The sequence below is a fragment of the Flavobacterium sp. C4GT6 genome (assembly GCF_036347315.1).
Lineage (GTDB): Bacteria > Bacteroidota > Bacteroidia > Flavobacteriales > Flavobacteriaceae > Flavobacterium.
Genome location: NZ_JAZGZU010000002.1, coordinates 322,590 through 347,171, shown reverse-complemented (window position 1 = coordinate 347,171; position 24,582 = coordinate 322,590). Strand labels below are relative to the sequence as shown.

The 24,582-nt window shown below is 36.2% G+C and carries 25 protein-coding genes; 9 read left to right on the top strand and 16 right to left on the bottom strand.

Annotated features, from left to right (window positions below):
• Positions 1 to 29 precede the first annotated feature (29 nt).
• The 5 genes from V3Z67_RS03970 to xerD all read right to left on the bottom strand — a co-directional run bounded on the left by V3Z67_RS03970 (position 30) and on the right by xerD (position 4,955).
• Entirely contained in the window at positions 30 to 1,166 is a 1,137-nt protein-coding gene (locus V3Z67_RS03970) for an efflux RND transporter periplasmic adaptor subunit (protein ID WP_330442075.1), read from the bottom strand.
• A gap of 193 nt (positions 1,167 to 1,359) precedes the next feature.
• Positions 1,360 to 1,956 (bottom strand): TetR/AcrR family transcriptional regulator, encoded by a 597-nt coding sequence (locus tag V3Z67_RS03965; RefSeq protein ID WP_330442074.1) that lies wholly within the window; start codon positions 1,954 to 1,956, stop codon positions 1,360 to 1,362.
• Between the two features lie 119 nt (positions 1,957 to 2,075).
• Complete coding sequence (locus tag V3Z67_RS03960) at positions 2,076 to 2,468, bottom strand: response regulator (RefSeq protein ID WP_330442073.1); 393 nt, start codon at positions 2,466 to 2,468, stop codon at positions 2,076 to 2,078.
• On the bottom strand, positions 2,458 to 3,894 hold the full coding sequence (locus V3Z67_RS03955; RefSeq protein ID WP_330442072.1) for a sensor histidine kinase: 1,437 nt from the start codon (positions 3,892 to 3,894) through the stop codon (positions 2,458 to 2,460). Before V3Z67_RS03955 ends, V3Z67_RS03960 begins: the two co-directional genes overlap by 11 nt.
• Before the next feature lie 161 nt (positions 3,895 to 4,055).
• Positions 4,056 to 4,955 (bottom strand): site-specific tyrosine recombinase XerD, encoded by a 900-nt coding sequence (xerD, locus tag V3Z67_RS03950; protein ID WP_330442071.1) that lies wholly within the window; start codon positions 4,953 to 4,955, stop codon positions 4,056 to 4,058.
• A gap of 93 nt (positions 4,956 to 5,048) precedes the next feature.
• Between xerD and V3Z67_RS03945 the strand changes: the two genes are divergently transcribed.
• Entirely contained in the window at positions 5,049 to 5,663 is a 615-nt protein-coding gene (locus tag V3Z67_RS03945) for a porin family protein (RefSeq protein WP_330442070.1), read from the top strand.
• Positions 5,664 to 5,742: 79 nt separating this feature from the next.
• Here V3Z67_RS03945 and V3Z67_RS03940 read toward each other — a convergent pair whose 3' ends face one another.
• The gene (locus tag V3Z67_RS03940) at positions 5,743 to 6,333 is read right to left on the bottom strand and encodes a porin family protein (RefSeq protein ID WP_330442069.1); all 591 of its coding nucleotides are present in this window, start codon (positions 6,331 to 6,333) and stop codon (positions 5,743 to 5,745) included.
• Positions 6,334 to 6,539: 206 nt separating this feature from the next.
• The gene (locus tag V3Z67_RS03935; protein ID WP_330442068.1) at positions 6,540 to 7,109 is read right to left on the bottom strand and encodes a porin family protein; all 570 of its coding nucleotides are present in this window, start codon (positions 7,107 to 7,109) and stop codon (positions 6,540 to 6,542) included.
• 289 nt (positions 7,110 to 7,398) lie between these two features.
• On the opposite strand from V3Z67_RS03935, the gene V3Z67_RS03930 reads away from it, so the two are divergent.
• The 3 genes from V3Z67_RS03930 (at position 7,399) to V3Z67_RS03920 (ending at position 10,981) form a co-directional block, all read left to right on the top strand.
• Positions 7,399 to 7,953, top strand: a complete 555-nt coding sequence (locus V3Z67_RS03930) for a porin family protein (RefSeq protein WP_330442067.1) — start codon at positions 7,399 to 7,401, stop codon at positions 7,951 to 7,953.
• Positions 7,954 to 8,083: 130 nt separating this feature from the next.
• A complete protein-coding gene (gene aroQ / locus V3Z67_RS03925; RefSeq protein ID WP_330442066.1) occupies positions 8,084 to 8,500 on the top strand; it encodes a type II 3-dehydroquinate dehydratase in 417 nt (138 codons plus the stop codon).
• Positions 8,501 to 8,503: 3 nt separating this feature from the next.
• A complete protein-coding gene (locus tag V3Z67_RS03920; protein WP_330442065.1) occupies positions 8,504 to 10,981 on the top strand; it encodes a DUF5686 and carboxypeptidase regulatory-like domain-containing protein in 2,478 nt (825 codons plus the stop codon).
• Here V3Z67_RS03920 and V3Z67_RS03915 read toward each other — a convergent pair whose 3' ends face one another.
• Complete coding sequence (locus tag V3Z67_RS03915) at positions 10,982 to 11,245, bottom strand: hypothetical protein (RefSeq protein WP_330442064.1); 264 nt, start codon at positions 11,243 to 11,245, stop codon at positions 10,982 to 10,984.
• A 200-nt stretch (positions 11,246 to 11,445) separates the two neighbouring features.
• Here V3Z67_RS03915 and V3Z67_RS03910 point away from each other — a divergent pair, with 200 nt between their 5' ends.
• Complete coding sequence (locus V3Z67_RS03910) at positions 11,446 to 13,923, top strand: DUF5686 and carboxypeptidase regulatory-like domain-containing protein (protein ID WP_330442063.1); 2,478 nt, start codon at positions 11,446 to 11,448, stop codon at positions 13,921 to 13,923.
• Between the two features lie 72 nt (positions 13,924 to 13,995).
• On the opposite strand, the gene V3Z67_RS03905 is transcribed toward V3Z67_RS03910, so the two are convergent.
• The 6 genes from V3Z67_RS03905 to V3Z67_RS03880 form a co-directional block, all read right to left on the bottom strand.
• A complete protein-coding gene (locus V3Z67_RS03905; RefSeq protein ID WP_330442062.1) occupies positions 13,996 to 14,466 on the bottom strand; it encodes a hypothetical protein in 471 nt (156 codons plus the stop codon).
• Positions 14,463 to 14,912: a c-type cytochrome gene (locus V3Z67_RS03900; protein ID WP_330442061.1), complete on the bottom strand. Its 450-nt coding sequence runs from the start codon at positions 14,910 to 14,912 to the stop codon at positions 14,463 to 14,465. Before V3Z67_RS03900 ends, V3Z67_RS03905 begins: the two co-directional genes overlap by 4 nt.
• Positions 14,913 to 14,989: 77 nt before the next feature.
• Positions 14,990 to 16,300: a UDP-N-acetylglucosamine 1-carboxyvinyltransferase gene (murA, locus tag V3Z67_RS03895; RefSeq protein WP_330442060.1), complete on the bottom strand. Its 1,311-nt coding sequence runs from the start codon at positions 16,298 to 16,300 to the stop codon at positions 14,990 to 14,992.
• 15 nt (positions 16,301 to 16,315) lie between these two features.
• On the bottom strand, positions 16,316 to 17,008 hold the full coding sequence (locus V3Z67_RS03890; protein WP_330442059.1) for a DUF4290 domain-containing protein: 693 nt from the start codon (positions 17,006 to 17,008) through the stop codon (positions 16,316 to 16,318).
• Between the two features lie 11 nt (positions 17,009 to 17,019).
• A complete protein-coding gene (locus V3Z67_RS03885) occupies positions 17,020 to 17,307 on the bottom strand; it encodes a DUF493 family protein (RefSeq protein ID WP_035130375.1) in 288 nt (95 codons plus the stop codon).
• 220 nt (positions 17,308 to 17,527) lie between these two features.
• Positions 17,528 to 17,827 (bottom strand): hypothetical protein, encoded by a 300-nt coding sequence (locus V3Z67_RS03880; RefSeq protein WP_330442058.1) that lies wholly within the window; start codon positions 17,825 to 17,827, stop codon positions 17,528 to 17,530.
• Positions 17,828 to 18,255: 428 nt separating this feature from the next.
• Between V3Z67_RS03880 and V3Z67_RS03875 the strand changes: the two genes are divergently transcribed.
• The 3 genes from V3Z67_RS03875 (at position 18,256) to V3Z67_RS03865 (ending at position 20,164) form a co-directional block, all read left to right on the top strand.
• The gene (locus tag V3Z67_RS03875) at positions 18,256 to 18,555 is read left to right on the top strand and encodes a hypothetical protein (protein WP_330442057.1); all 300 of its coding nucleotides are present in this window, start codon (positions 18,256 to 18,258) and stop codon (positions 18,553 to 18,555) included.
• Positions 18,556 to 18,666: 111 nt separating this feature from the next.
• Positions 18,667 to 19,611: a 1-phosphofructokinase family hexose kinase gene (locus V3Z67_RS03870; RefSeq protein WP_330442056.1), complete on the top strand. Its 945-nt coding sequence runs from the start codon at positions 18,667 to 18,669 to the stop codon at positions 19,609 to 19,611.
• Between the two features lie 37 nt (positions 19,612 to 19,648).
• Complete coding sequence (locus V3Z67_RS03865) at positions 19,649 to 20,164, top strand: hypothetical protein (RefSeq protein WP_330442055.1); 516 nt, start codon at positions 19,649 to 19,651, stop codon at positions 20,162 to 20,164.
• A gap of 43 nt (positions 20,165 to 20,207) precedes the next feature.
• Here the strand turns inward: V3Z67_RS03865 and V3Z67_RS03860 are convergent, their stop codons facing one another.
• On the bottom strand, positions 20,208 to 20,468 hold the full coding sequence (locus tag V3Z67_RS03860) for a hypothetical protein (RefSeq protein ID WP_330442054.1): 261 nt from the start codon (positions 20,466 to 20,468) through the stop codon (positions 20,208 to 20,210).
• A gap of 231 nt (positions 20,469 to 20,699) precedes the next feature.
• Here V3Z67_RS03860 and V3Z67_RS03855 point away from each other — a divergent pair, with 231 nt between their 5' ends.
• Positions 20,700 to 20,954 (top strand): hypothetical protein, encoded by a 255-nt coding sequence (locus V3Z67_RS03855; RefSeq protein WP_330442053.1) that lies wholly within the window; start codon positions 20,700 to 20,702, stop codon positions 20,952 to 20,954.
• 108 nt (positions 20,955 to 21,062) lie between these two features.
• Here the strand turns inward: V3Z67_RS03855 and V3Z67_RS03850 are convergent, their stop codons facing one another.
• The gene (locus tag V3Z67_RS03850; RefSeq protein ID WP_330442052.1) at positions 21,063 to 24,131 is read right to left on the bottom strand and encodes a T9SS type A sorting domain-containing protein; all 3,069 of its coding nucleotides are present in this window, start codon (positions 24,129 to 24,131) and stop codon (positions 21,063 to 21,065) included.
• Between the last annotated feature and the right edge of the window lie 451 nt (positions 24,132 to 24,582).

Here is a 24,582-nt window from a genome sequence, read left to right as displayed (position 1 = left end):
TGTTCTAAAATTAAATTGTTGGTTATAAATTATTTAGAAGCTACTTCGGTTTCTGCTTTTTGCGGAGTCACAACGGCACCCTCCTGAAGGTTTTCAAAGCCTTTATACACAATTCTGTCGCCAGACTGAAGTCCCTCACTTACCAAGTAATAGGTACCGCTTTTACCTAATATCGTAATAGGTTTTTTAGCCACTTTGTTGTCTTTGTCTACAGTGAACACAAATATTCTGTCCTGTACCTCAACAGTAGTAGCTTGTGGTATAAGTATAACATCACTATGATCCATACCTAAACGTATCCTACCCGTATTACCCGAGCGAAGTAAACCTTTTGCATTTGCGAAACTGGCTCTTAACGTGATAGCACCTGTTGTGTTGTCAAACTGACCGTCTACCATGTCAATTTTACCCTGTGTTTCATAAACCGTATTATTAGCTAAAACCAATGATACTGGAGGAAGGTTTTTAATCTTCTCATTAAGGGTATTCCCTTCATACCTGTTTCTAAAGCTCAGGAACTCTGATTCTCCAAGTGAAAAATAAGCGTGAACCACAGCAATATCAGACAGGGTTGTTAACGGTTGTGGATCGGCTGCCGAAACAAGACTCCCCTGTTTTTTGGGTAATCTGGTAATATAACCGTCTACCGGAGCAGTAATAAGCGTATAACCTAAGTTTATTTGTGCTGATGCTACTGCCGCTTCGGCCTGTTTTTTATTAGCCTCAGCCATTTTAAGCGAAGCTTTGGCTGTTTTTAACTGATAGTCAGAAACTACTTTTTCGTTTACAAGAGGTGTAAGCTTCTCTACCTCAAGCTGTGCATTTAAAAGGGCAGCATCAGCAGCGTTTAAGTTACCCACAGCACTATTAAGCTGTTCCCTATAACGGTGGTCGTCTATTTTAAAAATAGGCTGTCCGGCCTTAACAAAAGCGCCTTCATCTACATAAAGTTTCTCCAGGTATCCATCTACCTGCGGACGTATCTCAACATTTACGCGCCCTTCAACTTTTACCGGATATTCCTGATATGTAGTGGCTTGTCCTTTGCTTACAGCTAAAACAGGTACCGCAATCTCCTGTGCTGCAGGAGCCGTGGCAGTTTTGCCTGAGCAGCCGTATAAAAATAAAGCTGCTGCAAGAACTAAGAGTAATGAAATTCTTTTCATAATAGCATTAAATTATTTAATGGTGTTAAATTGTTAGATAAAAAAATTGATGATTGAACGAATGATTACTGTTTGTCTACATTAGTTAAATTATTTAATGGTGTTAAGTAAATGATTAAAAAAAGTGTAAGGCTTATTGTTTTTACGGTTTTAAACTATTTAACAGTGTTAAGTTACTGGTCAAAAAAAAGGATTACTCCTCTTCTATATAACGTATTATACCAGTAATGGCATCTTTAAGAATTTGCTTATTAATGTCATCTGAAAGTCCATTACCCACAATATTAATGGATATTAATCCATGAATAACAGAGAAAAAAGTAAAATATTTTTGCTTTATAACATGAGGATCAGGTTTTTCAACCTTCATCAGTTTTGCAATACAACCACTTATTAACTGATAAGGCGTATCTGACTCGCTAGTTCGCTGGGCACAACAGGTCATCTCTACCCCATACATCAGCTGATACATTTCTTTGTTCTTAAGAGCAAAATTCCAGTAGGCCAACCACATGCCTTCTAACTGACTCGCAGGCTCATCTGAATCTGCTTTAGCAGCCTCTAAATCCTTAATCAATATAGTAAAGCCCTTACAGGTTAACTCCTGCAGTATAGCTTCTTTATTTGCAAAGTACTCATAAATAATGGGCGCAGTATACTCAATTTTGTCAGCAATTTTTCGCATACTTAGCCCCTGCCACCCTTCATCTTTCACAATCTCTCTGGCAGCTGTAAGTATATTAGCACGGGTCTCCTCCTTCTGTCTCAATATGCGTTCTTTGCTCCCCATTTTTAAAGCTTTTAAATTACTTAACAGTGTTAAGCAAAAGTATGACGATTATAAATTATAGCAATACTTTTGATTATTGTTTTTTCTTATAGTTGTAATAAACAAAATTGATTTATGGCTTAAATAAAGATTTTATCTAAGTCTTCCCTACAAATTGGTTTTAAAAAATAGTCTTTAACGACCCCTGTAAATTCCCTTGCCTTATTAATATCGACCTCATTATTGGATGAACTTATCATATAAATGGCTGTTGGTAACTTGTCAAAGTTATCTTTAACCTTAATATATTCTTCCAAAAACTGCCATCCGTTCATAATAGGCATATTAACGTCCAGTAATATTAAATCAGGTAAATCGTTAACATCGGTACGGGAGCTCATAAAATCTATGGCGTCCTGTCCGTTTTGAAAAAAAGAAGACTTAACATCAATCTTATTCTGCTTAAGAAGGTTCTTGAGCAAAAAATGATAAATTTTATCGTCATCTATAACATATAAACTCCTAATCTTCATCTTTAAAATAAATTTTAAACGTAGTTCCTTTATTCACTTCACTGTAAACCTCTACGCTTCCGCCCATGGCTTCTATCTGGTTTTTTGTAATAAACAGTCCAATACCCCTAGAGTTTTGGTTTTTATGAAATGTTTTATACATACCAAATAAAGAATTTTTGTGTTTTTTAAGATCAATACCCAAACCGTTATCGGTAATGGAAAGTACTTTTTTACCGTCTTTTATCTCAAAGTCATACATAATAATAGGAGACCTTTCGGGACTCGAATATTTTATGGCATTTGTGGTAAAATTAAGCAATATACTTTCGAGATACGCCGGATTATATGTTACCATTACATCCAGTGGGATATTAACCTCAACATTTACACCATGTTTTTTTATTTCGTTATGTAATATGTTCAAAATGTTCTTTAGGTAATGACGCAGGTTTAATCTTTCCTTTACGTTTTTTACCTCAAATTGTATTTCTACAAGTTCTTTTAAGTGCCCTATGGTAACATAAAGTCCGTTTGAAATTGCCTCAAGGTGTTCAAGCATTTCCTCCCTTTCTTCCTGATCGGCATTCTTAAACACATCTATAAGCATTTTAAGATTACCGGCATGCGACCTAAGATTATGAGACACTATATGTGCAAAGTTAACAAGTCTGTTGTTTTGTTCACCTACAATATCAATAGTATTTCCAAGTTCTATCTCTTTTTCTTTGAGTTGGGTGATATCTTTATGGGTTCCTATAGACCGTATTGGACTTCCTTCATTATCAAACTGTACTACCCTACCTCGGCTTAATACCCATTTGTATTTACCTTCATCTGTTTTTATACGGTAAATATTTTCAAACGAAGGCGTTTCACCAATAAGGTGTTTTTCTTTAGCCAGAGCATGTTCTCTTATATCTTCAACATGCATACGTTCCTGCCAATCCCTTAAAGGTATGATAGCTTCTTTTTCTTCCTTGCCTATAATTTTCATGGACTGAGCCGAAAAATATACCATATTGGTTTGCATGTCCCAGTCCCAAATCCCTTCAGACGCTGCCTTAAGTGCAAATTTATAACGTTCTTCTGAAACCTGTAACTGGTGTTCCTGCTCTTTCTGCTCGGTGACATCACCTATTCTTCCGTAAAAGTGAATACTACCGTCCTCCTGTTTCTCAGGCTTTGCATTAAGCCTTACCCAACGTAAGCCCCTTTTGGGCAACAGAATCCTGAATTCCTTATTCCAGTTTACCAGGTTTCTACGTGAATAGTCCAGTCCTTCTATAAACACATCTCTGTCTTGTTCCAGTATTCTGTCATCATAAAACATCCGGGGATTTGCCATCAGTTCGTCAACGGTATATTCAAAAACATCGTTAACCGCTTCACTTAAAAAAAGTACCGTATAACCATTCACCTCATCCCATGATATGTAGAAAATCATATCAGGTAGTTGATTTAGTAGTTTTTTATAAAGGCCGTCTATTTTTTGGCTATGTTGGGAAACAGTCATATATCTTTTCTGAAAACTGTACGTTACCCTACGAAAGCAAGCACAATTAATCCGAATGAAACTTAGTGAAATTTTAAGAGTTATGCAATTTTTTATTTTCTTGGATGGTAAGTATTTAAAATTTTATTCAGGAATTTCCTGTCCAAATGCATGTAAACTTCAGTTGTAGTGATGGATTCATGCCCCATCATAAGCTGTATTGAACGCAGGTCTGCACCGTTTTCTAAAAGATGTGTAGCAAACGAATGCCTAAAGGTATGGGGGCTTATGGTTTTGTTTAGCCCAATAACTTCGGCCAGTCTCCTGATAATAGTAAATACCATAGCACGGGTTAACCCGCTTCCACGTCTGTTAAGAAAGAGAGTATCTTCATGCCCTTTTTTAACTTCCAGTTTGTTTCTCATACTGTCCCTATATAGGTTAATGTATTTTTGAGTACTATTACCAATAGGTACAAAACGTTGCTTATTACCCTTACCCGTAATTTTTATAAAACCCTCATCAAAAAACAAGTCTGAAATTTTAAGACCTACCAATTCTGAAACCCTTAGCCCGCAACTGTAAAGCGTTTCAAGCATTGCCCTATTACGTTCCCCTTCATTACTACTTAAATCAATAGCTCCAATTAAGTCATCAATTTCATCTGTAGAAAGCGTATCAGGCAGCTTTCTCCCTACTTTAGGCACCTCAATAAGTTCCATAGGGCTGTCTTTCCTGTAATCTTCAAAAACAAGATAATTAAAAAAACTTTTGAGTCCGGAAATAAGCCTTGCTCTCGATCTCGGGTTAAGCTCTTCGGCCATTTTATAGATAAAATCCTGTATGGTTTCTTCGGTAATTTTTAATGGCGAAAGGTCCTGTCCTGTACCCTCTAAATACCTCACTAGCCTATTAATGTCTAAGGAATAATTCTCAACCGAATTTACAGATAAACCACGCTCTATTTTGAGGTACGATTTATAGTCTGATATAAATTTAGTCCAACTTTTCATACAGGTTAAAGTTATGTGAATTAAGAAATCCTTGATAATTAGCCCAAGATTAATAATATAATTTTGAGATGCAAAACAAAAAACATGAAAAAGATGAAAAGACTAATTAAATTATTTTCGGCAGGGATTTTAATGATTGGAGCAATTACAACGGCAAATGCGCAAAGTAGCGATGCACTTACACCTAGTTTTGGTATAAAAGGTGGTGTTAACTTTGCCAGTATTACCGGAGATGATTTTGACAGTCCCGACTCAAGAACCAGTTTCCATGTTGGTTTACTGGCAGAATTCCCATTAACGGAAATGTTCTCACTACAGGCTGAAGCCCTTTATTCCGGACAGGGATTTGAGAGTGATCTGGACGGTGAAATTTTTGGTGGTGAAGGTAAGGTAGAGTACCAACTTGACTACATTAATGTACCGGTACTGGCTAAAGTGTACATTTTAGACGGACTGAGTATTGAGGCGGGCCCGCAATTCGGATTTAAAGTAAATGAGGAAATTGATGCCAACGCTAATGCAGATGACGGAGACCTTAACCTTGATGAAGCTGAAGACTTTGATTTTGGTGTAGCTGCAGGTGTAACCTTTGAAACCCCTATGGGACTATTTGCTACAGGTAGATACACACAGGGCTTTACCGATATTGTAAATAACAGAGACGTTAAAAACTCTGTATTTCAAATTGGTATAGGATATAAATTCTAAACCCCACTCCCCACAACATTTAAAACAAGAACGCCTCCCGTACTAACAGGAGGCGTTCTTTATTACATAACTAAAACAATTAGAATTTGTAAACAATACCGAAATTGATGTTATCTAAATTCACACCAAAATCAAAATTGTCTGTAGATTCTGCTCCGTCAAAATCAGGTTTTGAAGTTGAGTAGCTAAGGATACCAAAAGTAGCCTCAAGCGCAAAATGCTCTGATACAAAATAGTTAATACCCGGTGCTACTGCAACGTTAAAACCATCTGATTTCACTTCAGTAGAACCTTGCTCATACTTACCATTTTGGTAACCAACACCTAACTGACCAAATAAAGAGAATTTGTTAGCAGGTGTAAAATAATACCTACCAAAAGCGCCTATTCCAAATTCGCTGTACTTTATGTCTTCTCTATTAGGAGCTTCATCTTTAGTAGAAGTATAACCTAACGAAAGCCCTACAGCAATGTTTTCGCTAACAAAATAACCTGCACTTGGAGTAATGTTAAATCCGTTTGTTTTAACATCACCTGTAGACTCTGAAGAGAAACCTACAGAACCTGAAAGGAAAACATCTCCTTTAGCAAAACCATTGTTCTCTGTCTCCTGAGCGTTAGCTAAACCAAAAGCAAAAACTGCTGCTAATGATAATAATACTTTTTTCATCGTTTTTTGAATTTAATTGTTACGAGATCAAAATTATAGAAAGAGTAACAATAAAATGTAAGATTTTTTAGATAAAAAACAGTATTGAAAATCAATAAATTAAAACAAAATAACTATTTAATAACTTAAAAATATTGTTTTTATAAAAACAAAAACCTCCCAAAAAGGGAGGTCATTAAGATTTGGTATGTGTATTCTAAACTTAATTAAAATTTATATCCTACAGAAAGTGAGAAAACATTGTTATTGATTTTAGTAGCCTCTGCTCCTTCAACATCAAAATCATTAATATCTGCTAAACCGGCACTATATCTTGCTTGGAAGAAAACTCCTAAAGGAAGCTCATAACCTACACCTCCGTTAAGAGCAAAATCAATACTTTTAAATGAGTCTTTTATGTCTGTATCTCCATATTTAGCACTCATAAGAAAACCTACCTGAGGACCTGCCTGTATACTAAACCCTTCAAAAAGATAATATTTAGCCATAATAGGCACGTTTAAATAATCCAATTTATAATCTTCATCCATATCCCCTTCTTTTACACTTGCACCCTGCATAGAGTAAAGTAGTTCTGGCTGGATAGAAAACTGCTCTGTAAGTTTAAATTCAGCAACTGCACCTACATGGAAACCAGTTCTTGAACCATCAGTCTCTGCGTCTCCGCCAAAATCAGCAATATTTAAACCTGCTTTAGCACCAAACTTAATATCCTGTGCCTGTGAAGCAAAACCGAAAGCCATTATGGCTGCAACTGATAATAAATTTTTTTTCATTGGTTTGTTAGTTTTAATTGTTACGCGCCAAATATATAATTTTTTTAATAAGAAAATTACTTCTAATTAATATTATTTCATTAATTTCAACCCATTATTTAAATAATAAATAATAAAACAGTTAATTTAAAGTTAAAAACAGAAAAATAAATAATTAGTATTTAAGAAAGTTTTAACCTAAAACTGTCATAAATGTTGGCTTTAGTACTACTTTTCTCAAAAGTTATTATATAAATTTGTTTGAAAACAAGCCACAATAATGTGGAGTAACCAACTTAAATATAGTACTATGAAAAAATTCCTTTTTTTAATTGCTGCACTTGCCGGAAGTTTTGCCATGAATGCTCAGGGTATTGATCTTGGTGTAAAAGCCGGAGCTAACTTTTCTAACTTTCAGGGTGATATTAACAGCGATGGTATAACAAGCTTTCACGCCGGTTTAGCTTTAGAGCTTAACCTTGTACCAATGTTCTCTGTACAGGCAGAAGGGCTTTTCTCTTCTCAGGGAGGTAAAGCAAAATACGAAGCTGAAGGTATTGGCGGTGTAGCCGAAGATATTAACCTTGATTATATCTCGGTACCGGTACTTGCCAAGTTTTATGTTGTACCGGGTAAATTAAGCCTTATGGCTGGACCACAGTTCTCTTTCCTTGTAAATGATGCTGAAGATGCTTTTGAAACCAAAAGTTTTGATCTTGCCGCATCAGGTGGTGTGGAGTTAAAAATTATTATGGGACTATTTGCACAGGCACGTTACAACATTGGTTTAACCAATGTAAGCGACAACAGCGACGTTGATGTTAAAAACGGAGTGTTCCAATTATCAGTAGGATATTATTTCTAAAATCAGGTAATTATAATTCGGGGCCGGATGCATTTTTGTATCCGGCTTTTTTATGCCTTTAAATGTTAAATTTTTTCTTACGCAGTATGCATTCTTACTGCCGATTATCTACTTTTACAAAAAGACTGAAATGAAAGTTATAATAATAAACGGACCTAACCTTAACCTGCTTGGAAAGCGCGAACCTGATGTATATGGCAGCAGGAGTTTTGACGATTATTTTGAAACACTAAAGCATCGCTTCCCTCAACTGGAATTAAGCTATTTCCAAAGTAATATTGAAGGGGAAATTATCTCTAAAATACAGGAAACCGGATTTGATTATGATGGTATTGTTATTAATGCCGGGGCTTACACCCATACTTCCATAGGTATAGGTGATGCTATTAAAGCAGTCACCACACCTGCTATAGAGGTACACATTTCAAACACATTTTCCAGGGAAACTTTCAGGCATCAATCCTACATATCTCCTGTTGCGGCTGGTGTTATTATAGGTTTTGGGTTAAAAAGCTATGACTTGGCTTTACAGTCCTTACTACCTTAATTTATGAAAAAATGCCTGCTACTGATATTACTGCTATATAGCTCACTTACTAATGCTCAAATAAGGGGCAGGTTAACTTCTTCACAGTCGGGTGATGCAGTTCCCTATGCCAGCATAACGGTTAAAAACGGTCAATATGGTACCTCATCAAACGAAAATGGTGAGTTTTATTTACCTATTACCGAGAAAGGGTCTTATACATTTGTATTCCGTTCCCTTGGCTATCAGACTAAAGAGACAACACTATCAATAAATGAGTTTCCGTTTGAACTCAATATCAGCCTTAACACCGAAGAATACTTACTTAAAGAAGTGGTAATTGAAAACAGGGAAGATCAGGCTAATACCATCATAAAAAAAACTATTGAACACAAAGAAGTTAATAGGCAAAAAACAGCTTTTTATGAAGCCGACTTCTATTCCCGAGGAATCATTAGAATACATGATGTACCCAAAGAAATACTAGGACAGGAAGTAGGTAATTTTAGCGGTACGCTGGATTCTACCCGTAGCGGCGTATTATACCTTTCGGAAACTGTTTCTAAAATACGTTACAAACGCCCTTATAAAATTAACGAAGTTATTACTGCCTCAAAAGTAAGCGGAGACGATAACGGCATGAGCTATAACAATGCCTATGCCGCCGAGTTTGATTTTTATGAAAACTACCTACCGTTTGAAACCAGTGTTATCTCTCCTATCGCAGGTAATGCTATTAATTACTACAGCTACGAACTGGAAAATACTTTTAACGACAAGAGTGGTCATTTAATTAATAAAATTAAGGTAACGCCAAAAAGAGATAGTGAGCCTACTATGTATGGCTACATATATATTGTAAACAACAGCTGGGAACTATATGCCGTGAATCTTAGCATAAAAGGATTACTTATAGACCAACCACTGGTTGACATACTTACCATAAATCAAAATTTTGGTTATGACAGTCAAAAAGAAACATGGGTTAAAAACGTACAGATTATTGATTTTAATGCCGAGATTTTTGATGTAGGCCTATCAGGTAGATTTAGTGCCGTGTACAGCAACATTAATTTTGATACTGATTTCAAAAGTAATCCGCTAACCAATAAAGTACTGGACTTTAACAAGGATGCTAATAACAAACCCAATAGCTACTGGAATAAAACCAGACCTATCCCGTTAACACAGGAAGAAAAAGAAGACTACATAAAAAAAGACAGTCTTGAAAAACTAAAGGAGAGTCCGGAATATATTGAACTACAAGACCGTAAAAAAAATAAGTTCCTGCTCTTTTCACTACCTATAGGCTATACCTATTACAATACCGATAAGAACTGGAAAATTACATTTTCGGGACTTGCCAGAAAGTTAGGATTCAACACAGTACAGGCTTATCACTTGGCTCCTACTTTTACTTTTACCAAAACAAATCCCGAGACTAAAGCTTATACTACTTATGGCATCAACCTAAATTATGGTTTTGCAGAAAAACGCTTTAGGGCAAATGCATTTATAATTCATAAGTTTAATAATATAAGCAACCCTACAGTAACCCTAAGCGGAGGAAGTAGCATAGAACAGTTTAATCCCGAAAATCCTATTAACAGGATGGTAAATAGTGTGAGCACCTTATTTTTTAGGGATAATTACATGAAACTGTATGATGTAAACTTCATTAAGTTTAGTTATGAGGAAGAACTGGTAAATGGTATTGAGTTTTTTGGATCGGTAGAATACAACCGTAAACGTTCGTTATTCAATAATACTAATTTCTCTACCATTAAAAATGCCAAAAAGCCTTATACATCAAATAATCCGCTTGCCCCGGAAGCTTATGACACCCCTGCTTTCGAGAAGCATAACATGATAAAAACATCTGTTTCAACCAGATTTACCTTTGGGCAGAAATACATGCTGAGACCACACGAAAAAATAAACCTGGGCACCAAATATCCAAGGATACTTTTAAAATATGAAAAGGGATTTGCTTCCAGTGTAGACAACTACAATTTCGATCACCTATCGGCAAAAATAACCTATGATGCCACTATAGGTAATGTTGGTGATTTAGGAATAAGCATACGTACAGGTCAGTTTTTTAATAGTGACAGCATAGCCTTTACCGATTACAGGCATTTTAACGGCAATCAAACCCATGTAGGTAAATCAGAACGTTACTTAAACGTATTTAACTTCCTGCCTTACTACACTCACAGCACCAACGACAAGTATTTTGAAGCCCATGCCGAATATAACTTTAAGGGGTATCTCGCCAATAAGGTTCCGTTGTTTAATAAATTAAACTATTACTTGGTTACAGGCTACCATGTACTTGGTGTACCTAACCAAAAACCGTATATGGAGTTTACGGTAGGTCTTGATAATTTGGGTTGGGATCGTTTTCGATTTTTGAGGATAGACTATATCCGTTCGTATGACGGCAAACAAATGAGTGATGGGGTTATTTTCGGATTAACCTTCCTCGACATTTTGGAATAGCTACCTTTTATTCCTGAAAACACTGGTTTTAAAATCTTCAAGAGGTTCTTTTTGCCTAAAACGTTCAATGTCTTCAAGCGTAGAACATTTCATATTAAACTTCACTCCGTCTATCGAAATAGGCAGTGTAACAGTTTCTACTCCGGTTAAATCTTCATTAAGATAGTCTTCCATATCGTGCACCACATAAAACCATTCTTTATCAAACTGAATTTTATTAACCGAACTGTCTTTGCGCAGCTCTGCTTCTTTAATCTTTTTCATGGCAAAGTGAGTAAAAATAAAGCTCAAAGATACACAATGTACCTCAATAATCATCCGCTATAAAGCACACTCAAAGTGTAACAAAATATACTTCTCCAAGTCTTAATCATAAAAAAAAGAATTTTCATACAACCATTTTTAGTTTTAAAACGTCTACTAATAAAACCAATAATCTATTATTATACCTTAACCTTTAAACAATGCATAAAGTAACCACTTATTTACTACTACTGTTTGCAACAACTTGCTTTGCCCAAATAAAAGGAAAAATAACCTCTGCGAATGGCGAACCCGTACCTTTTGCCAGCATAGGTATTGAAAACACTTATAATAACACCTCTGCAAACGAAAACGGATTATACGAACTAAGCATTAAAAAAACCGGAAACTACACACTGGTATTCCAATCGATAGGGTTTAAAACCAGAAAAGAAACAGTAAACATTACCTCACTCCCTTACACACTAAATATAACCCTACAGGATGAAACCTACACTCTTAATGAAGTGGTTATAAGCAATACCGAAAATCCTGCCAACAGGATTATAAGGGAGGCCATAGCCCACAAAAAAGAAAACTCGGAAAAAGCAGGACGCTTTGAAGCCGATTTTTACTCTAAAGGTATTTTCCGCATAAAAGATGTTCCTGATAAGATTATGGGAATAAAAGTAAAAGAGGAAATGGAAGGAGAAATACTGGACTCTACCGGAGCGGGGGTATTATACCTTTCGGAAACCGTATCTAAAATTACTTTTGAACAACCTAACAACTTAAAGGAAAGAATTATCGCCTCAAAAATAAGTGGCGACGATAACGGATTTAGCTACAATACCGCACTGGGAACCTACTATAACTTTTACAACAACTATGTGGAGTTTGACCTGAAAATGATTTCGCCTTTAGCAAACAATGCTTTTAATTATTATAAATTTAAACTGGAAGGTAGCTTTTTTGACGACAACAATAACCTGATAAACAAAATACAGGTAACCCCAAAACGCGATAAGGAACCTGTTTTTGAAGGCTACATTTACATTGTAAACGAGACCTGGGCAATATATGCCGTGGACTTTGACATTAAAGGTTACAGAATGCAACAGCCAATACTGGAAAACCTGAATTTAAAACAAAATTTCAGTTTTAATACCAGTAGCAGGATTTGGGCAAAAAACTCCCAGATATTTGATTTTAAAGCCGGAATATTAGGAATGACTTTCTCCGGTACATTTACTCATGTTTACAGCAATTATGTTTTCCACGATCATTTTGATAAAAAAACCTTCGGGAAAGAAATTGTGTATATAGAAGAAGACTCTAACAAGAAAGACTCACTATACTGGCAAACTGCCAGACCTATCCCTTTAACCGAAGAAGAGGTAAAGGATTATTTTAAGAAAGACAGTATTAATACCGTAACCAAATCGCCTGAATATCTTGATTCATTAGACCGAAAGTATAATAAATTCCGTCCTTTTGACATTATTAGCGGCTACAGCTACAGAGACTCTAAAAAACACAACCGCTATTCGTACGACGGTATTTTAAAAGTACCCATATTCAATACAGTACAGGGATGGACATTTAATACAGGGCTTTCCTTTAGGCATTATGATGCTGACGAAAAGAAATACACTTCTTTTGGTGCTAAATTTAATTATGGTATAGCCGAAGATCGTTTAAGGGTAAACGGATGGTTTACACATCGTTTTGGCAAAGTTGGCACTTTCTACCTTACAGGAGGTAATACTGTAGAGCAGTTTAATGCAAGCGAGCCTATATCTCCGGCTATGAACATGATAAGCTCTTTACTATTTAAAGACAATTATATGAAGCTTTACGATAAAACCTTTGCCAGATTAAGCTATGGAAGGGAGATATTCACAGGGCTTACTATGGGAGCAAACATTGAGTATTCAAGGCGTAAGCAACTCTTCAATAATACCGACTACGTACTTATTAAAAACGACCACGATTATACATCAAACAATCCACAGAACCCAAACGATTATACTACACCTGCTTTTGACACCCATAACTTAATGGAAGCTAACATAGGTGCTACCATTCGTTTTGGTCAAAAATACATTACAAGACCCGATGGTAAACTTAATGTAAATACTGCCAACTACCCTACTATTTCACTACAGTACACCAAGGCTTTTGCAGCCAGCGACAGTAAGTATGAATACGACTTCATAGCTGCAAGAACGTATTACAATATCACACTAGGTAACAAAGGGGATTTTGGCATCAACCTTAAAGCAGGTAAATTCTTCAATGCAGATAATATTGCGTTTATGGACTACAAACACTTTAACGGTAATCAAACACACGTAAATTCGGGTAACAGTAACACCAATGCATTTAACCTATTACCATACTACTCTCACAGCGCAAACGATTCTTATTTTGAAAGTCATATTGAGCACAACTTTAAAGGCTACCTTATGAATAAAGTTCCTTTACTGAACAAGCTACAATGGAATCTTGTTGTAGGGTATCACGGTATTGCCACTCCAAACTACACTCCTTACCATGAGTTTACTGCCGGGTTTGATAACGTAGGTATTGGTAAATTCAGAATGTTTAGAATAGACTATGTTAGATCATACCAAGGTAGTGGCTATGTAACTGACGGAGTAATGTTCGGTTTAAAATTCCTTGATATTATTCAATAAATATAAACCCGAAAAAAGGGTTCAGTCATCAATCCAACCAATCAGTTTTACACAAAAAAAATCCCTCTCTTTTCAGGAGGGATTTTTTGATTCTATTTGGTTTAACGCAGCAAATAGTTCTTCTTCCTTATTTGTGCCCAGCATAAGTTTTTTACCATCTTTAAAATATATTAAAACTCCGGTATTACCCGACACATTATAAGCTCCTATCCTTATCCCCCATCCGCCATAATCCATAATAGGATTGTATTTTTTTATTTCGCAGTAGTCGATATTTTTCCAATCGTAAAATTTAAAATTTCTGTGAAAGCTTTCAAATTTTACATAAATCCCTTTTTTATCAATTTTTGTGACCAATGCTAAACGCCATAGCCAAAAAGTAATCAGTAGTAAAACCGTTTCTCCTACCAGCGCCGGCAGCCTTACAATATCTGAATTTATAATAAGCGGATACACCATAACAACGTTTATTACAGCAAGCAGTACCCAAAGCCACCATTGCCTAAACTGTTGTTTCTCATAAAATAATAATCCGCTTTTCATTTTCTGTTGTTTTGGTAAAATACTATATAAGAGATTAGACTTTCTATTTCCCCTTTAGTAAATTCGTTTTTGTGCTTGTAATCGTTTTCTCCATACTTTTTATGAAGTCGCTTTACAATATTATTATTAGTCTTAATGAGAGAATCCTCATTGTTTATGTAGCCCATTAAAAAAGCTGCACTGTAGTTTTTATCAATTCCTTTAAGTGCTCCGTTGCCAAGATCACCATTTACTTTATGACAGGCTGCACAGTTTGTACTCATAATTTCTATCCCTTTAGCCGACTTCTGTGGTGGATTTGATGTTCCGCAAATAAACACAGGCTCTTTTTCAGTCAGAACCTCTTGAAGCTTGTCGGGAAAAACTATAAAAACGCATAAAAATACTACTCCGGTAATGATAAGCACAGAGCCAAAAATTACACCATATGTAATACGTTTAATCATTGATAAAATGGTTGTTACCAAATTTAACAAAAAAAGGCTGAATAACTTCAGCCTTTTAATTCATATTGTAGTAAAAATTATGCTTCTCTGGTAATTTTAGCACCAAGAGCACGTAATCTTTCGTCTATTCTTTCATAACCACGATCTATCTGGTCAATGTTCTGAATGGTACTTGTACCTTTTGCAGAAAGTGCTGCAATAAGTAACGAGATACCGGCCCTGATATCTGGTGATGACATCATGATACCTTTAAGCTGTGATTTAAAGTCGTGCCCAATAACCGTAGCTCTGTGCGGATCACAAAGAATGATTTTAGCTCCCATATCTATCAGTCTGTCAACAAAGAACAAGCGGCTTTCAAACATTTTCTGGTGAACTAAAACACTACCTCTTGCCTGTGTAGCCACTACAAGCACAATACTCAACAAATCGGGGGTAAAACCAGGCCACGGAGCATCTGCAATGGTAAGTATAGACCCGTCAATATAGTTTTGAATTTCGTAACCGTCTTCGTGTGCAGGAATATAAATATCGTCACCTCTACGCTCAAGAGTAATACCCAGTTTCCTGAAGGTATTAGGAATTACACCAAGATTATCCCAGCTTACATCCTTAATAGTGATTTCGCTTCGGGTCATGGCAGCAAGACCAATCCAACTACCTATCTCAATCATATCAGGTAAGATTCTGTGCTCACATCCGCCCAGTTTTTCTACGCCTTCTATCTCGATAAGGTTAGATCCTACCCCGGTAATTTTAGCCCCCATACTGTTTAGCATCTTACAAAGCTGTTGCAGGTATGGTTCGCAGGCTGCGTTATATATTGTAGTTTTACCTTCGGCAAGTACAGCAGCCATAATAATGTTTGCCGTACCGGTAACCGATGCCTCATCAAGAAGCATATAGGTACCTTTAAGCCTGTCGGCTTCTACACCATAAAAATAATCTTCTCTGTTGTAACGGAATTTAGCACCAAGATTGATAAATCCTTCAAAGTGAGTGTCAAGTCTTCTGCGTCCTATTTTATCACCTCCCGGTTTTGGAATATATCCTTTACCGAAACGGGCTAATAACGGACCAACAATCATTATAGATCCTCTTAACGATTTACCCTCTTCCTTAAAACCTTCTGATTCAAGGTAAGCTAAGTTAACCTCATCTGCCTGAAAAGTATAGGCACCATGTGCCAGCTTTTCTATTTTAACACCTAAATTCCCTAACAGCTTAATCAGCTTGTTAACGTCAATAATATCGGGAATATTGGTTATAGTAACTTTTTCGGGGGTTAAAAGCACTGCACATAATATTTGTAATGCTTCGTTTTTGGCTCCCTGAGGGGTTATTTCACCTTTTAATTGTATTCCACCTTCAATTTTAAATGTTCCCATGCGGCGTTTTTGAGGTTATTTCCTGTTCTTATTATTTTGGTTCTTATTATTATTGCTTCGGTGCCCTTTTTGCTTACTGTTGCTGGTAAATTGGGTTTTATTGCTGTTCTTCTTATTTACCCTCATCAGGTCAGTAGAATTGGACAGTTCCTCATCTGTTTTAAGAAGGTTTATTTTCCCTCCCGACAGTTCCAATAAGTGTTCAAAAATCACTTCATCCTTCACGGTATCTTTGTTCCAGCTCAGGTATGATTTTTTCATATGGTTTGCGATTACCATTATAAGGGCTGTTTTAAGCTCCCCGTCATCCCATTTGTTAGCTACCGCAATCATATTGGTAATATTATTACCGTAAAAACGGTATTTAGGGAAGTTTTGCGGATAAGCAAGCCTTTCCGGCTTTTGCTCCAGCATCTCTTTAGATGGTATTGGGTATGGCGAATCAACATCAAGTTTAAAATCAGACATTATAAAAATCTGATCCCAAAGTTTATGCTGAAAATCGGGCACATCACGAAGATGCGGGTTAAGGCTTCCCATTACCGAGATAATATATTTTGCGGCTTTGTTTCGCTCTTCCCTGTCTTCTAATTCCACTGCCTGTTCTATAAGCTTCTGAAGGTGTCTTCCGTATTCGGGAATAATCAGTTTAGGCCTTTCAGAATTATATTCTAAGGCGTTTATGGCGTTATCAGGATTGTATTCCATTTTGTGTGTTTTTATAGTGAAATGATGCCTTCTATAGACGACATTTCAATGTATTTATCTATAACCGACTGGGAATCTTTCATTCTTACATTTATAGAAACGCTGGTATATTTACCTGTTTTGGACTGGTTTGTTTCTATAACAGCTCCCATTTGGTCAAAAGCCTTTTCAATTTCCTCAATTTTTTGAGGCTGAGACGGCACTATAAACTTAAATAAATATTCTGTTGGCCATTTAGCCGTAGTATTTTCAAGTTCTTCTTTAAGTCTTTTATAAAATTCTTCGCTTTTCTTATCCATTCTTCATTAAAAAATAAACGCAAATATACATTATAGCCCTGTAACTTCATTAAAAATCAGCTACAGGATCATCGAATTACAAAGTACACAAATATTTTCTTTACCCAAGCAACCTTTTTACATTATTTGCATCTAATAATAAAATCTTCATAAAAAGGTTAGGTTATTTTAGATTGTTTATTTGGTTAAAAACCGCTGCATTACATGTGGCGGTTTTTTGTTATCCCCTTATCATCAGCAATGTAGTAACCGATACTCCTAGCATAAAGGTATAACTATAAAGTACAACCCTATTAAGTTTTTTGTTTTGCCTAAACATCCTTATCACCACAAACAACATAGTACCCGTTAAAAAGTTATAAATTATCCATTTAAAAAACACCTGGTTAAGCCCGGCATCTAGAGTATTAATGTAGTTATACATAGCCATAGCCACCAGTATACCTATTACAATTACCCATAAAAAATAAACAGCAACCAAAACATGGTATACTGTGTGCTTAACATCTAATTTCTTCATTTAAAATCCCTCATTTTGAAAGCTCTATATTTTTTGTGTACTAATATAACGCTTAAACAAAAGGTTTATTGAATAAAAACCGTATTTAACCTTATCTTAATTAGCCCTAATTCTTCGGTAAAATACAGCCTTCATTATGAAAACACAAAAATGCAGCAGCTGTTTACCTGTATTATACGACTTACCTTTCATGAAGAAAATTATCTAAATACTAACCAAACACACATCAAAACTTACTCAAAATAAGCAATAACAGTATTAATTTAACTTTTAGAAGTATAATTTTATAGCCATAGAACAAATTTAAGCACATAAAATTTGCTTTAATTAATAAAAAATTAACAAATTTTTAATAGTTTTACCCCGAACTTTAATGTTTACAAACAAACTTTAGTCCCCCACGGCTAAGCTTAAAAATTACATAGCGTATGAAGCTAAAAGATCTTAAAGCGTGGATTAATGAGCTATCTGAGGAAGAGCTTGAAAAAGATTTGTTTTATAATTCTATGGATTATGGTATATCAGGCAAGGTTAAAGAAATTAGCCGAAATGACGCCAACCTCTACTATGTAGGCGACGAACCCGTTTTACTGCACACCCATGAAGAACTAAAGCAAAGAGGCTTCACTGATAAGCAAATCTCAAAATTTGATGTTGAGATTCCACAAAACTGTTACTACATAGAGCTAAGTAACGAGTACAGCATCTTAGAACGTTTTCTAAGATAACCCCTCCCACACACCTTCCATTTTTTTATTATTACAAATTACTGCAATCACTTGCATTAAATAATCATTTTGGTAATTTAGCCCTTATCTAAAATAATAAGCTATACCTTAATGAAAGTACTTACCATTACCCTAAACCCTACTGTAGACAAAAGCAGTGAGGTACAAAATATTAAACCCGAAAAAAAGCTGCGTTGTGCCCCTCCAAAATATGAACCGGGAGGCGGAGGTATAAACGTATCACGCGGACTGGTACGCCTTGATATCAAATCAACCGCATTATTTACTTCCGGCGGACGTACAGGCGAACTGCTTGAAGACCTGCTTACGAAAGAGCATGTAGACATACTACCGGTAAAAACAAAAGGAGAAACCCGTGAAAACTTTACGGTTGTAGACACCAACAGCAACGAACAGTACCGTTTCGGGATGCCTGGAGAGCCGCTAACTCAGCAAGAAATAGATAATACTCTTGAAACCATAGCCAACTACAGTCCGTTTCCGGAAATAGTTGTAATAAGCGGCAGTTTACCTCCCGGTACTAATCCTGATATACTAAGAAAAATAACAGCAATTGCTAAAGAGAATAATGCCAAGGTAGTTGCCGATACATCGGGCGATGCTCTAACCGAAATACTTAAAGAGGGCGTATACCTGCTAAAACCAAACCTGGGCGAACTAAGCCGTCTTACAGGTATTGAGAACCTTGATAATGAAAGTGCCGATGACGCCGCCAAAAAACTTATTGAGGAAGGAAAAGCCGAAATGATAGTAGTTTCTATGGGACCACAGGGAGCTTATATGGTTACTAAAGACGAATGTTTACATGTGCCTGCCCCTTCGGTTAGAAAACTGAGTACAGTAGGAGCCGGAGATAGCATGGTTGCCGGCATGGTTTCTATAATTGCACAAAACGGAACTGCTGCACAAATGGCATGCATGGGAGTTGCCTGTGGTACTGCCGCCACCATGAACCCGGGAACAGGACTATTTAAAACAGAAGATGCCAAGCGCCTTTATACCTGGCTAACAGACAAAGCTGTTCCTGTAAAATAATTACATACCAATATCATATTCCAAAACACACCTACAAATGAAAAAAGCTTTTTTAACTGTATTTACCATTACACTTGCATTATTCACCGCAACCAATGTATTTGCACAAGCGAATCCATATACCGGAACATGGGAGCATCAAAATGGAAATCAAAAATTCATTTTATCTATTTGGATAGACTCAAACAATATAATGTTAGGTCACTACAAAATGATTACAGTTGACAGCAACGGACAACAAACAGGAATAGTATATAATTCTAAAAAAGAAGTTCACAATAGTGGTATAGACTGGCCTCATGCTGTCTACTTTGGAGATATGAGTAGTGGTTACTCACAATCATTTGGAGGACCAATAATTGACAATACAGTAAATAACCAAAGAGGATTCATTGAAGAGCAATTTATTTTCACACCTAACTATCCATTAGGATCAACAGCTCAATGGGAAGTTAAAAAAGCTCAGGGAGTTAGAGAGCCTAATGAACCTGACTTTAATATACCAAACAATATTATGTTGACTAAAGTTTCAAACTCCATCAATTTAGATTAAAACATATTTATTTTATAAAAAAGGCACTCATTGAGTGCCTTTTTTATTCCTTCTCTATAATATCATTAAATTCAAAAGGGTATTTGTCAAGATATTTTTCCAAGAGTCTACCCTGCTTAAAACTTAGTTTCCAAAGTACTTTATTAGAAAAAACATCACACCATAGTTCAACAAAAAAATTGTCTATGGCATAAAGCAGTTTTTTTACTTTTCCCTGCATACAGGCATCTATCAAAACACCTTTATCCCAAAGTATATCATACTGCTTTTCTTCACTTAGTTGTTTGTATTCGTTCAGCTTCATATTCTTCCCTAAAATTACAAATTTCTTTACTACATCTTTTGGTAGCACGTATACATTAATACAAACGTAACAGATTTTACATTATTACTACAATCAGTCACATGTAATTTTATCACATTGTTAACTAACCCATTACAATAAAAAAATTTAAGTATTAATTAGTAAATGATTAGCGAAAATTATGATTTATAAGAGCGAAATTGCAGTATACAAATCAAAAAAACTATTGTTATGAAATTGATATTGCTAATACCTACAGCTGTACTAATGGCAATTTCAGGATATAACCTTTCCTTAGAATTTGCCAAATCCGGAGAACCAAATTACCTAATATTCAAAATGCTTCATCTTACAGTATTTTTAATAAGCCTTATTAGTGCCGTAACTATAATACGCTCTATGTTTAAAATTAAATATACTGAAACAACACAAAACGAAAGTATACAACAACACGCTTACAATACCGAACTAAAAGTCATACGTTAGATACAGCAAAAGCCCTGTATGCAATTTTCACAAATTAGTATTATAGGGCTTTACAAAACAAAAAGGACGCTTAATAAGCGTCCTTTTTTATATCAGTTTAAAAGTATATTATTTTCTGATAATTTTAGTAGTGTAAGAAGCTCCTGTATCTCCTGTTACCTGTAGTACATAAGTACCTTGTGGTAATGAAGAAACATTAAGCTCGGTATTTGTACCGTTTACATTAACTTCCACAACTTTTTGACCTAAAAGGTTAGTCACAGTTAATTGAGAAATTGTAACGTTACCGGTAACCGTTAAAACACTTTCTACCGGGTTAGGGAATACTTTAAGTCCGGCAGACTCAAAAGTAGCAACACCCAGAAGTTCTGCAGCCTCTATAGCAAGCGGCTCACTCTCACAACCTTCAACAGTTTGAGTTACATAGTAAACCGTATCATCCATTAATTCAGCACCTGCTTCTACTTCCACAAGCTCATCTGACTCGTTCATTACATAGTAAGTTACAGTTGCATTTTCTGCCACTGTAAAGTCAAGAGACTCAAGTGTAGCGCCTGATTCAAACTCCTGATAATCATCTCCTGTTGGAGCATCAGGAACTGCGTTAACAAACACATGAGTATCATTTGCAGCACTTACACATCCTGCAGCCACAACCTGCCTTGCAAAATAAGTTCCCGGCTCAAGTGTAGTACCTGCAGCGATTGGCTCAGTAGCCTCTTCACTCTCATACCATTGTACTGTAGCACCTGCCATACCTTCTGCAAAAAGTTCATCAACAGTTACACTACCACAAAAATACTGGTTAGTCTCTGTAGCCGGAGCTGCAATTTCGTTAAAGTCAACAACAACTTCAACCCTTTCACTTTCTCCACATCCCTCAAGAACAAGAGAAACAAAGTAAGAACCTGCCTCAACAACCGTTTCATCATCTAACGGGGTTGGGGCATCAGCAGTAGCATACCAGTTTAAGGCAGCATCTTCTATACCTGTAGCCATTAAATCACCCACTGTAGCACCTTCACAAAGCGACTGGTTTTCAGGAGCTGTAGGTACAGGAATTTCAGTAAATGATACAGTTATTTCTACCCTATCACTTTCTCCACAATCTTCCGGAGTTTGAGAAACAAAGTAAGATCCTTCTACTAAAACCGTATTTTGACCTAATGCAAACTCTGCATCAGCAGTAGCATACCAATGTAGTTCGGCACCTTCAAGAGCATCAGCATATAAATCTGCAACTGTAGCACCTTCGCATACTTCCTGATTTTCAGCAACCGGAAGCGGAACATCTGTAAATGAAACAACAACCTCTACTCTTGGACCACGACAACCTGAAATTTGTTGTGTTACCCAGTATGAAGCACCTTCTTCAAGTTCAGTATTAGTACCTACAGGAGCAGGAGCGTCCTGAGATGTAAACCATAATAAAACACCACCCTCATCTGCCTGTGCAGATAAAGAAGAAATTAATGAACCTGGACAAACTTCCTGCTCAGCATCAGCAGTTGGTGCAGAAACCGAGTTAAGAGTAACTTCAAATGCTGTTCTGTCACTCTCACAATCTCCTATATATTGAGAAACATAATAAGTACCTGATTCTTCAACAAGAGTTTCCGGATCTAAAGGCTCAGGAGCATCGATAGTATCATAGAAATAGAAGTCTACATTACCAGATCCTGTAACAACAAAATCAGAAACTGTAAAACCTATACCTCCACAAGCGATTTGATCGTCTGCTTCTGGAGCCTCTAATTCACAAACAAAAGGCTCATAAGTTATAGTAACAACAAGAGTATTGTTGTCAACTTTATTGAAGTCAGTACCACAATCCGAACCTCCAAATGTTCTCCATGCTCTCAATTCAAATTCTACAGTACCTGTTGCACCGTCAGCAATACTAAGACCTGTACGGCTATAAGTAGCTGTACCTGCTGAGTTTATTGCTGGACCAGATGTTACAGATGCTTCACCCATAGATGTTGTTGTACAATAAAGAAGAGAACGCTGCTCAGATCTCCATGCATTACTTATAGCAGTCATTGAATAAGCAACATCTACAGATGCCACCTGATATCCTGCAGGAACATCAACAGATACTGTTGTAGGACAGGGAGTAGTAGAGTTAGCACTTACAGTTGTATTATACAAAGTACTACCATCACCTTCTGTGTAAGTAACAGACATTTGACCTGTAGTAAAACTCGTCATTACCCAGCTACCTTCTTCCGCACCACAGTTAGATCTAATCCATACATAGTAAGTAGTACCTACTGTAAGTTCACTAAAAGTAACCTCATTAACAGTATTAGCTACGTTAGTAACAACTGTTTCCGCCGTTGGAGCATCTGGTGATGTAGACATGTAGTAGTCATACCCTCCTGTTGGAATAACCGGAGCGTCAGACCATGATACTGTACCACTATCTGCAGTAGATGTAGCAGTAATGCCTAGCGGAGCCGGGCATGTAGGTATTGCATTAGCACTAAAACCCATAACGTTAACTACACCTGCAGCAGTAGAGGTTTTAGTTACCTCAATACTCTCTATTAGTTTACCCTGGTTAGCCTCATCAATATTTACAGTTAATTGGTATAACCTTGGGTTACCAAATGGTGTATCAATACCATCTGTATTACGGTTTACACGACCAAAACCAGAAGCAGCAGTGGGCTGCGATGTACCACTATACCAATCTGGTATGGCAACACCTGTTGCCGGCTGTGAAGTATCATCTGTAAAGTTTACAGTTATTGTAACTGTTGCACTACCACTACCTGAAGTAGCCAGAAGAAAAACCTGACTAGCCATTATCTGATTTGAGAATACTGCCGTTAAACTTGTAGAAGTAGTTGGTATACGCATAGTATTATTCTCGTCAAACGGAGCCATTTGATAACTTAAGCCGGCAGTAGCGGCTGAGTTAATTAAACCGGTAGCCGGCAGTGCACTCGCATATGAGTTACCCCCCGGCGAAAGGAAATCAGTACTTAAAAAAGCATAACTATCGTTGTCCACCTCGATAGTCGTAGATGCCATAGAAGTGGCAGAACCATTTGCCACAACATCATGATTGTACCCGGTCGTTACGTCCAGGTGTACGTATTCCTGAGCAGCCACACCAAGTGACATTAAAGGAACCAACGTAAATAGAAAACGTGGTAATTTTAACTTCATAGAAACAAAATTTAGTTGATTAAATTAATTAGCGTAATTTCAATATATACCCCCACAAAAAGTAGGAGTTTAACAAATATAACCAGTTTAATCTGTTAAATCTTGTAAGATTTTTTTATTTGTTAACTCACTAACAAAGTTACCTTGTAGTGTTATTTTTTTACATTATTTTTAAGAAATAAAACCATAATTTAATTAAAAAAGGATAATTTTAATTTAAATAACAAATAACAAGTCTTAAAAAACATATATATTCACATTTTAAATAATATAAAAATGAAATTATGATAGTCTTGAAAATGAAAAATTATTCTTTTCATTTTCAAGACTATCAATTAAATAACTATAACTAAAAAGAATGGTTTGGAATAAACAAATAAAAAAAGCGTATCAAAAAGTCTAATTTAGAAGTTGAGAAAGCAAAAAAAACATCGATAAAACCGAATATTTT

What these genes read in the sequence shown, in the direction of transcription:
- V3Z67_RS03970 (WP_330442075.1), bottom strand. Translation starts at nt 1,166, where the DNA reads ATGAAAAGAATTTCATTACTCTTAGTTCTTGCAGCAGCTTTATTTTTA.
- V3Z67_RS03965 (WP_330442074.1), bottom strand. Translation starts at nt 1,956, where the DNA reads ATGGGGAGCAAAGAACGCATATTGAGACAGAAGGAGGAGACCCGTGCT.
- V3Z67_RS03960 (WP_330442073.1), bottom strand. Translation starts at nt 2,468, where the DNA reads ATGAAGATTAGGAGTTTATATGTTATAGATGACGATAAAATTTATCAT.
- V3Z67_RS03955 (WP_330442072.1), bottom strand. Translation starts at nt 3,894, where the DNA reads ATGATTTTCTACATATCATGGGATGAGGTGAATGGTTATACGGTACTT.
- xerD (WP_330442071.1), bottom strand. Translation starts at nt 4,955, where the DNA reads ATGAAAAGTTGGACTAAATTTATATCAGACTATAAATCGTACCTCAAA.
- V3Z67_RS03945 (WP_330442070.1), top strand. Translation starts at nt 5,049, where the DNA reads ATGAAAAGACTAATTAAATTATTTTCGGCAGGGATTTTAATGATTGGA.
- V3Z67_RS03940 (WP_330442069.1), bottom strand. Translation starts at nt 6,333, where the DNA reads ATGAAAAAAGTATTATTATCATTAGCAGCAGTTTTTGCTTTTGGTTTA.
- V3Z67_RS03935 (WP_330442068.1), bottom strand. Translation starts at nt 7,109, where the DNA reads ATGAAAAAAAATTTATTATCAGTTGCAGCCATAATGGCTTTCGGTTTT.
- V3Z67_RS03930 (WP_330442067.1), top strand. Translation starts at nt 7,399, where the DNA reads ATGAAAAAATTCCTTTTTTTAATTGCTGCACTTGCCGGAAGTTTTGCC.
- aroQ (WP_330442066.1), top strand. Translation starts at nt 8,084, where the DNA reads ATGAAAGTTATAATAATAAACGGACCTAACCTTAACCTGCTTGGAAAG.
- V3Z67_RS03920 (WP_330442065.1), top strand. Translation starts at nt 8,504, where the DNA reads ATGAAAAAATGCCTGCTACTGATATTACTGCTATATAGCTCACTTACT.
- V3Z67_RS03915 (WP_330442064.1), bottom strand. Translation starts at nt 11,245, where the DNA reads ATGAAAAAGATTAAAGAAGCAGAGCTGCGCAAAGACAGTTCGGTTAAT.
- V3Z67_RS03910 (WP_330442063.1), top strand. Translation starts at nt 11,446, where the DNA reads ATGCATAAAGTAACCACTTATTTACTACTACTGTTTGCAACAACTTGC.
- V3Z67_RS03905 (WP_330442062.1), bottom strand. Translation starts at nt 14,466, where the DNA reads ATGAAAAGCGGATTATTATTTTATGAGAAACAACAGTTTAGGCAATGG.
- V3Z67_RS03900 (WP_330442061.1), bottom strand. Translation starts at nt 14,912, where the DNA reads ATGATTAAACGTATTACATATGGTGTAATTTTTGGCTCTGTGCTTATC.
- murA (WP_330442060.1), bottom strand. Translation starts at nt 16,300, where the DNA reads ATGGGAACATTTAAAATTGAAGGTGGAATACAATTAAAAGGTGAAATA.
- V3Z67_RS03890 (WP_330442059.1), bottom strand. Translation starts at nt 17,008, where the DNA reads ATGGAATACAATCCTGATAACGCCATAAACGCCTTAGAATATAATTCT.
- V3Z67_RS03885 (WP_035130375.1), bottom strand. Translation starts at nt 17,307, where the DNA reads ATGGATAAGAAAAGCGAAGAATTTTATAAAAGACTTAAAGAAGAACTT.
- V3Z67_RS03880 (WP_330442058.1), bottom strand. Translation starts at nt 17,827, where the DNA reads ATGAAGAAATTAGATGTTAAGCACACAGTATACCATGTTTTGGTTGCT.
- V3Z67_RS03875 (WP_330442057.1), top strand. Translation starts at nt 18,256, where the DNA reads ATGAAGCTAAAAGATCTTAAAGCGTGGATTAATGAGCTATCTGAGGAA.
- V3Z67_RS03870 (WP_330442056.1), top strand. Translation starts at nt 18,667, where the DNA reads ATGAAAGTACTTACCATTACCCTAAACCCTACTGTAGACAAAAGCAGT.
- V3Z67_RS03865 (WP_330442055.1), top strand. Translation starts at nt 19,649, where the DNA reads ATGAAAAAAGCTTTTTTAACTGTATTTACCATTACACTTGCATTATTC.
- V3Z67_RS03860 (WP_330442054.1), bottom strand. Translation starts at nt 20,468, where the DNA reads ATGAAGCTGAACGAATACAAACAACTAAGTGAAGAAAAGCAGTATGAT.
- V3Z67_RS03855 (WP_330442053.1), top strand. Translation starts at nt 20,700, where the DNA reads ATGAAATTGATATTGCTAATACCTACAGCTGTACTAATGGCAATTTCA.
- V3Z67_RS03850 (WP_330442052.1), bottom strand. Translation starts at nt 24,131, where the DNA reads ATGAAGTTAAAATTACCACGTTTTCTATTTACGTTGGTTCCTTTAATG.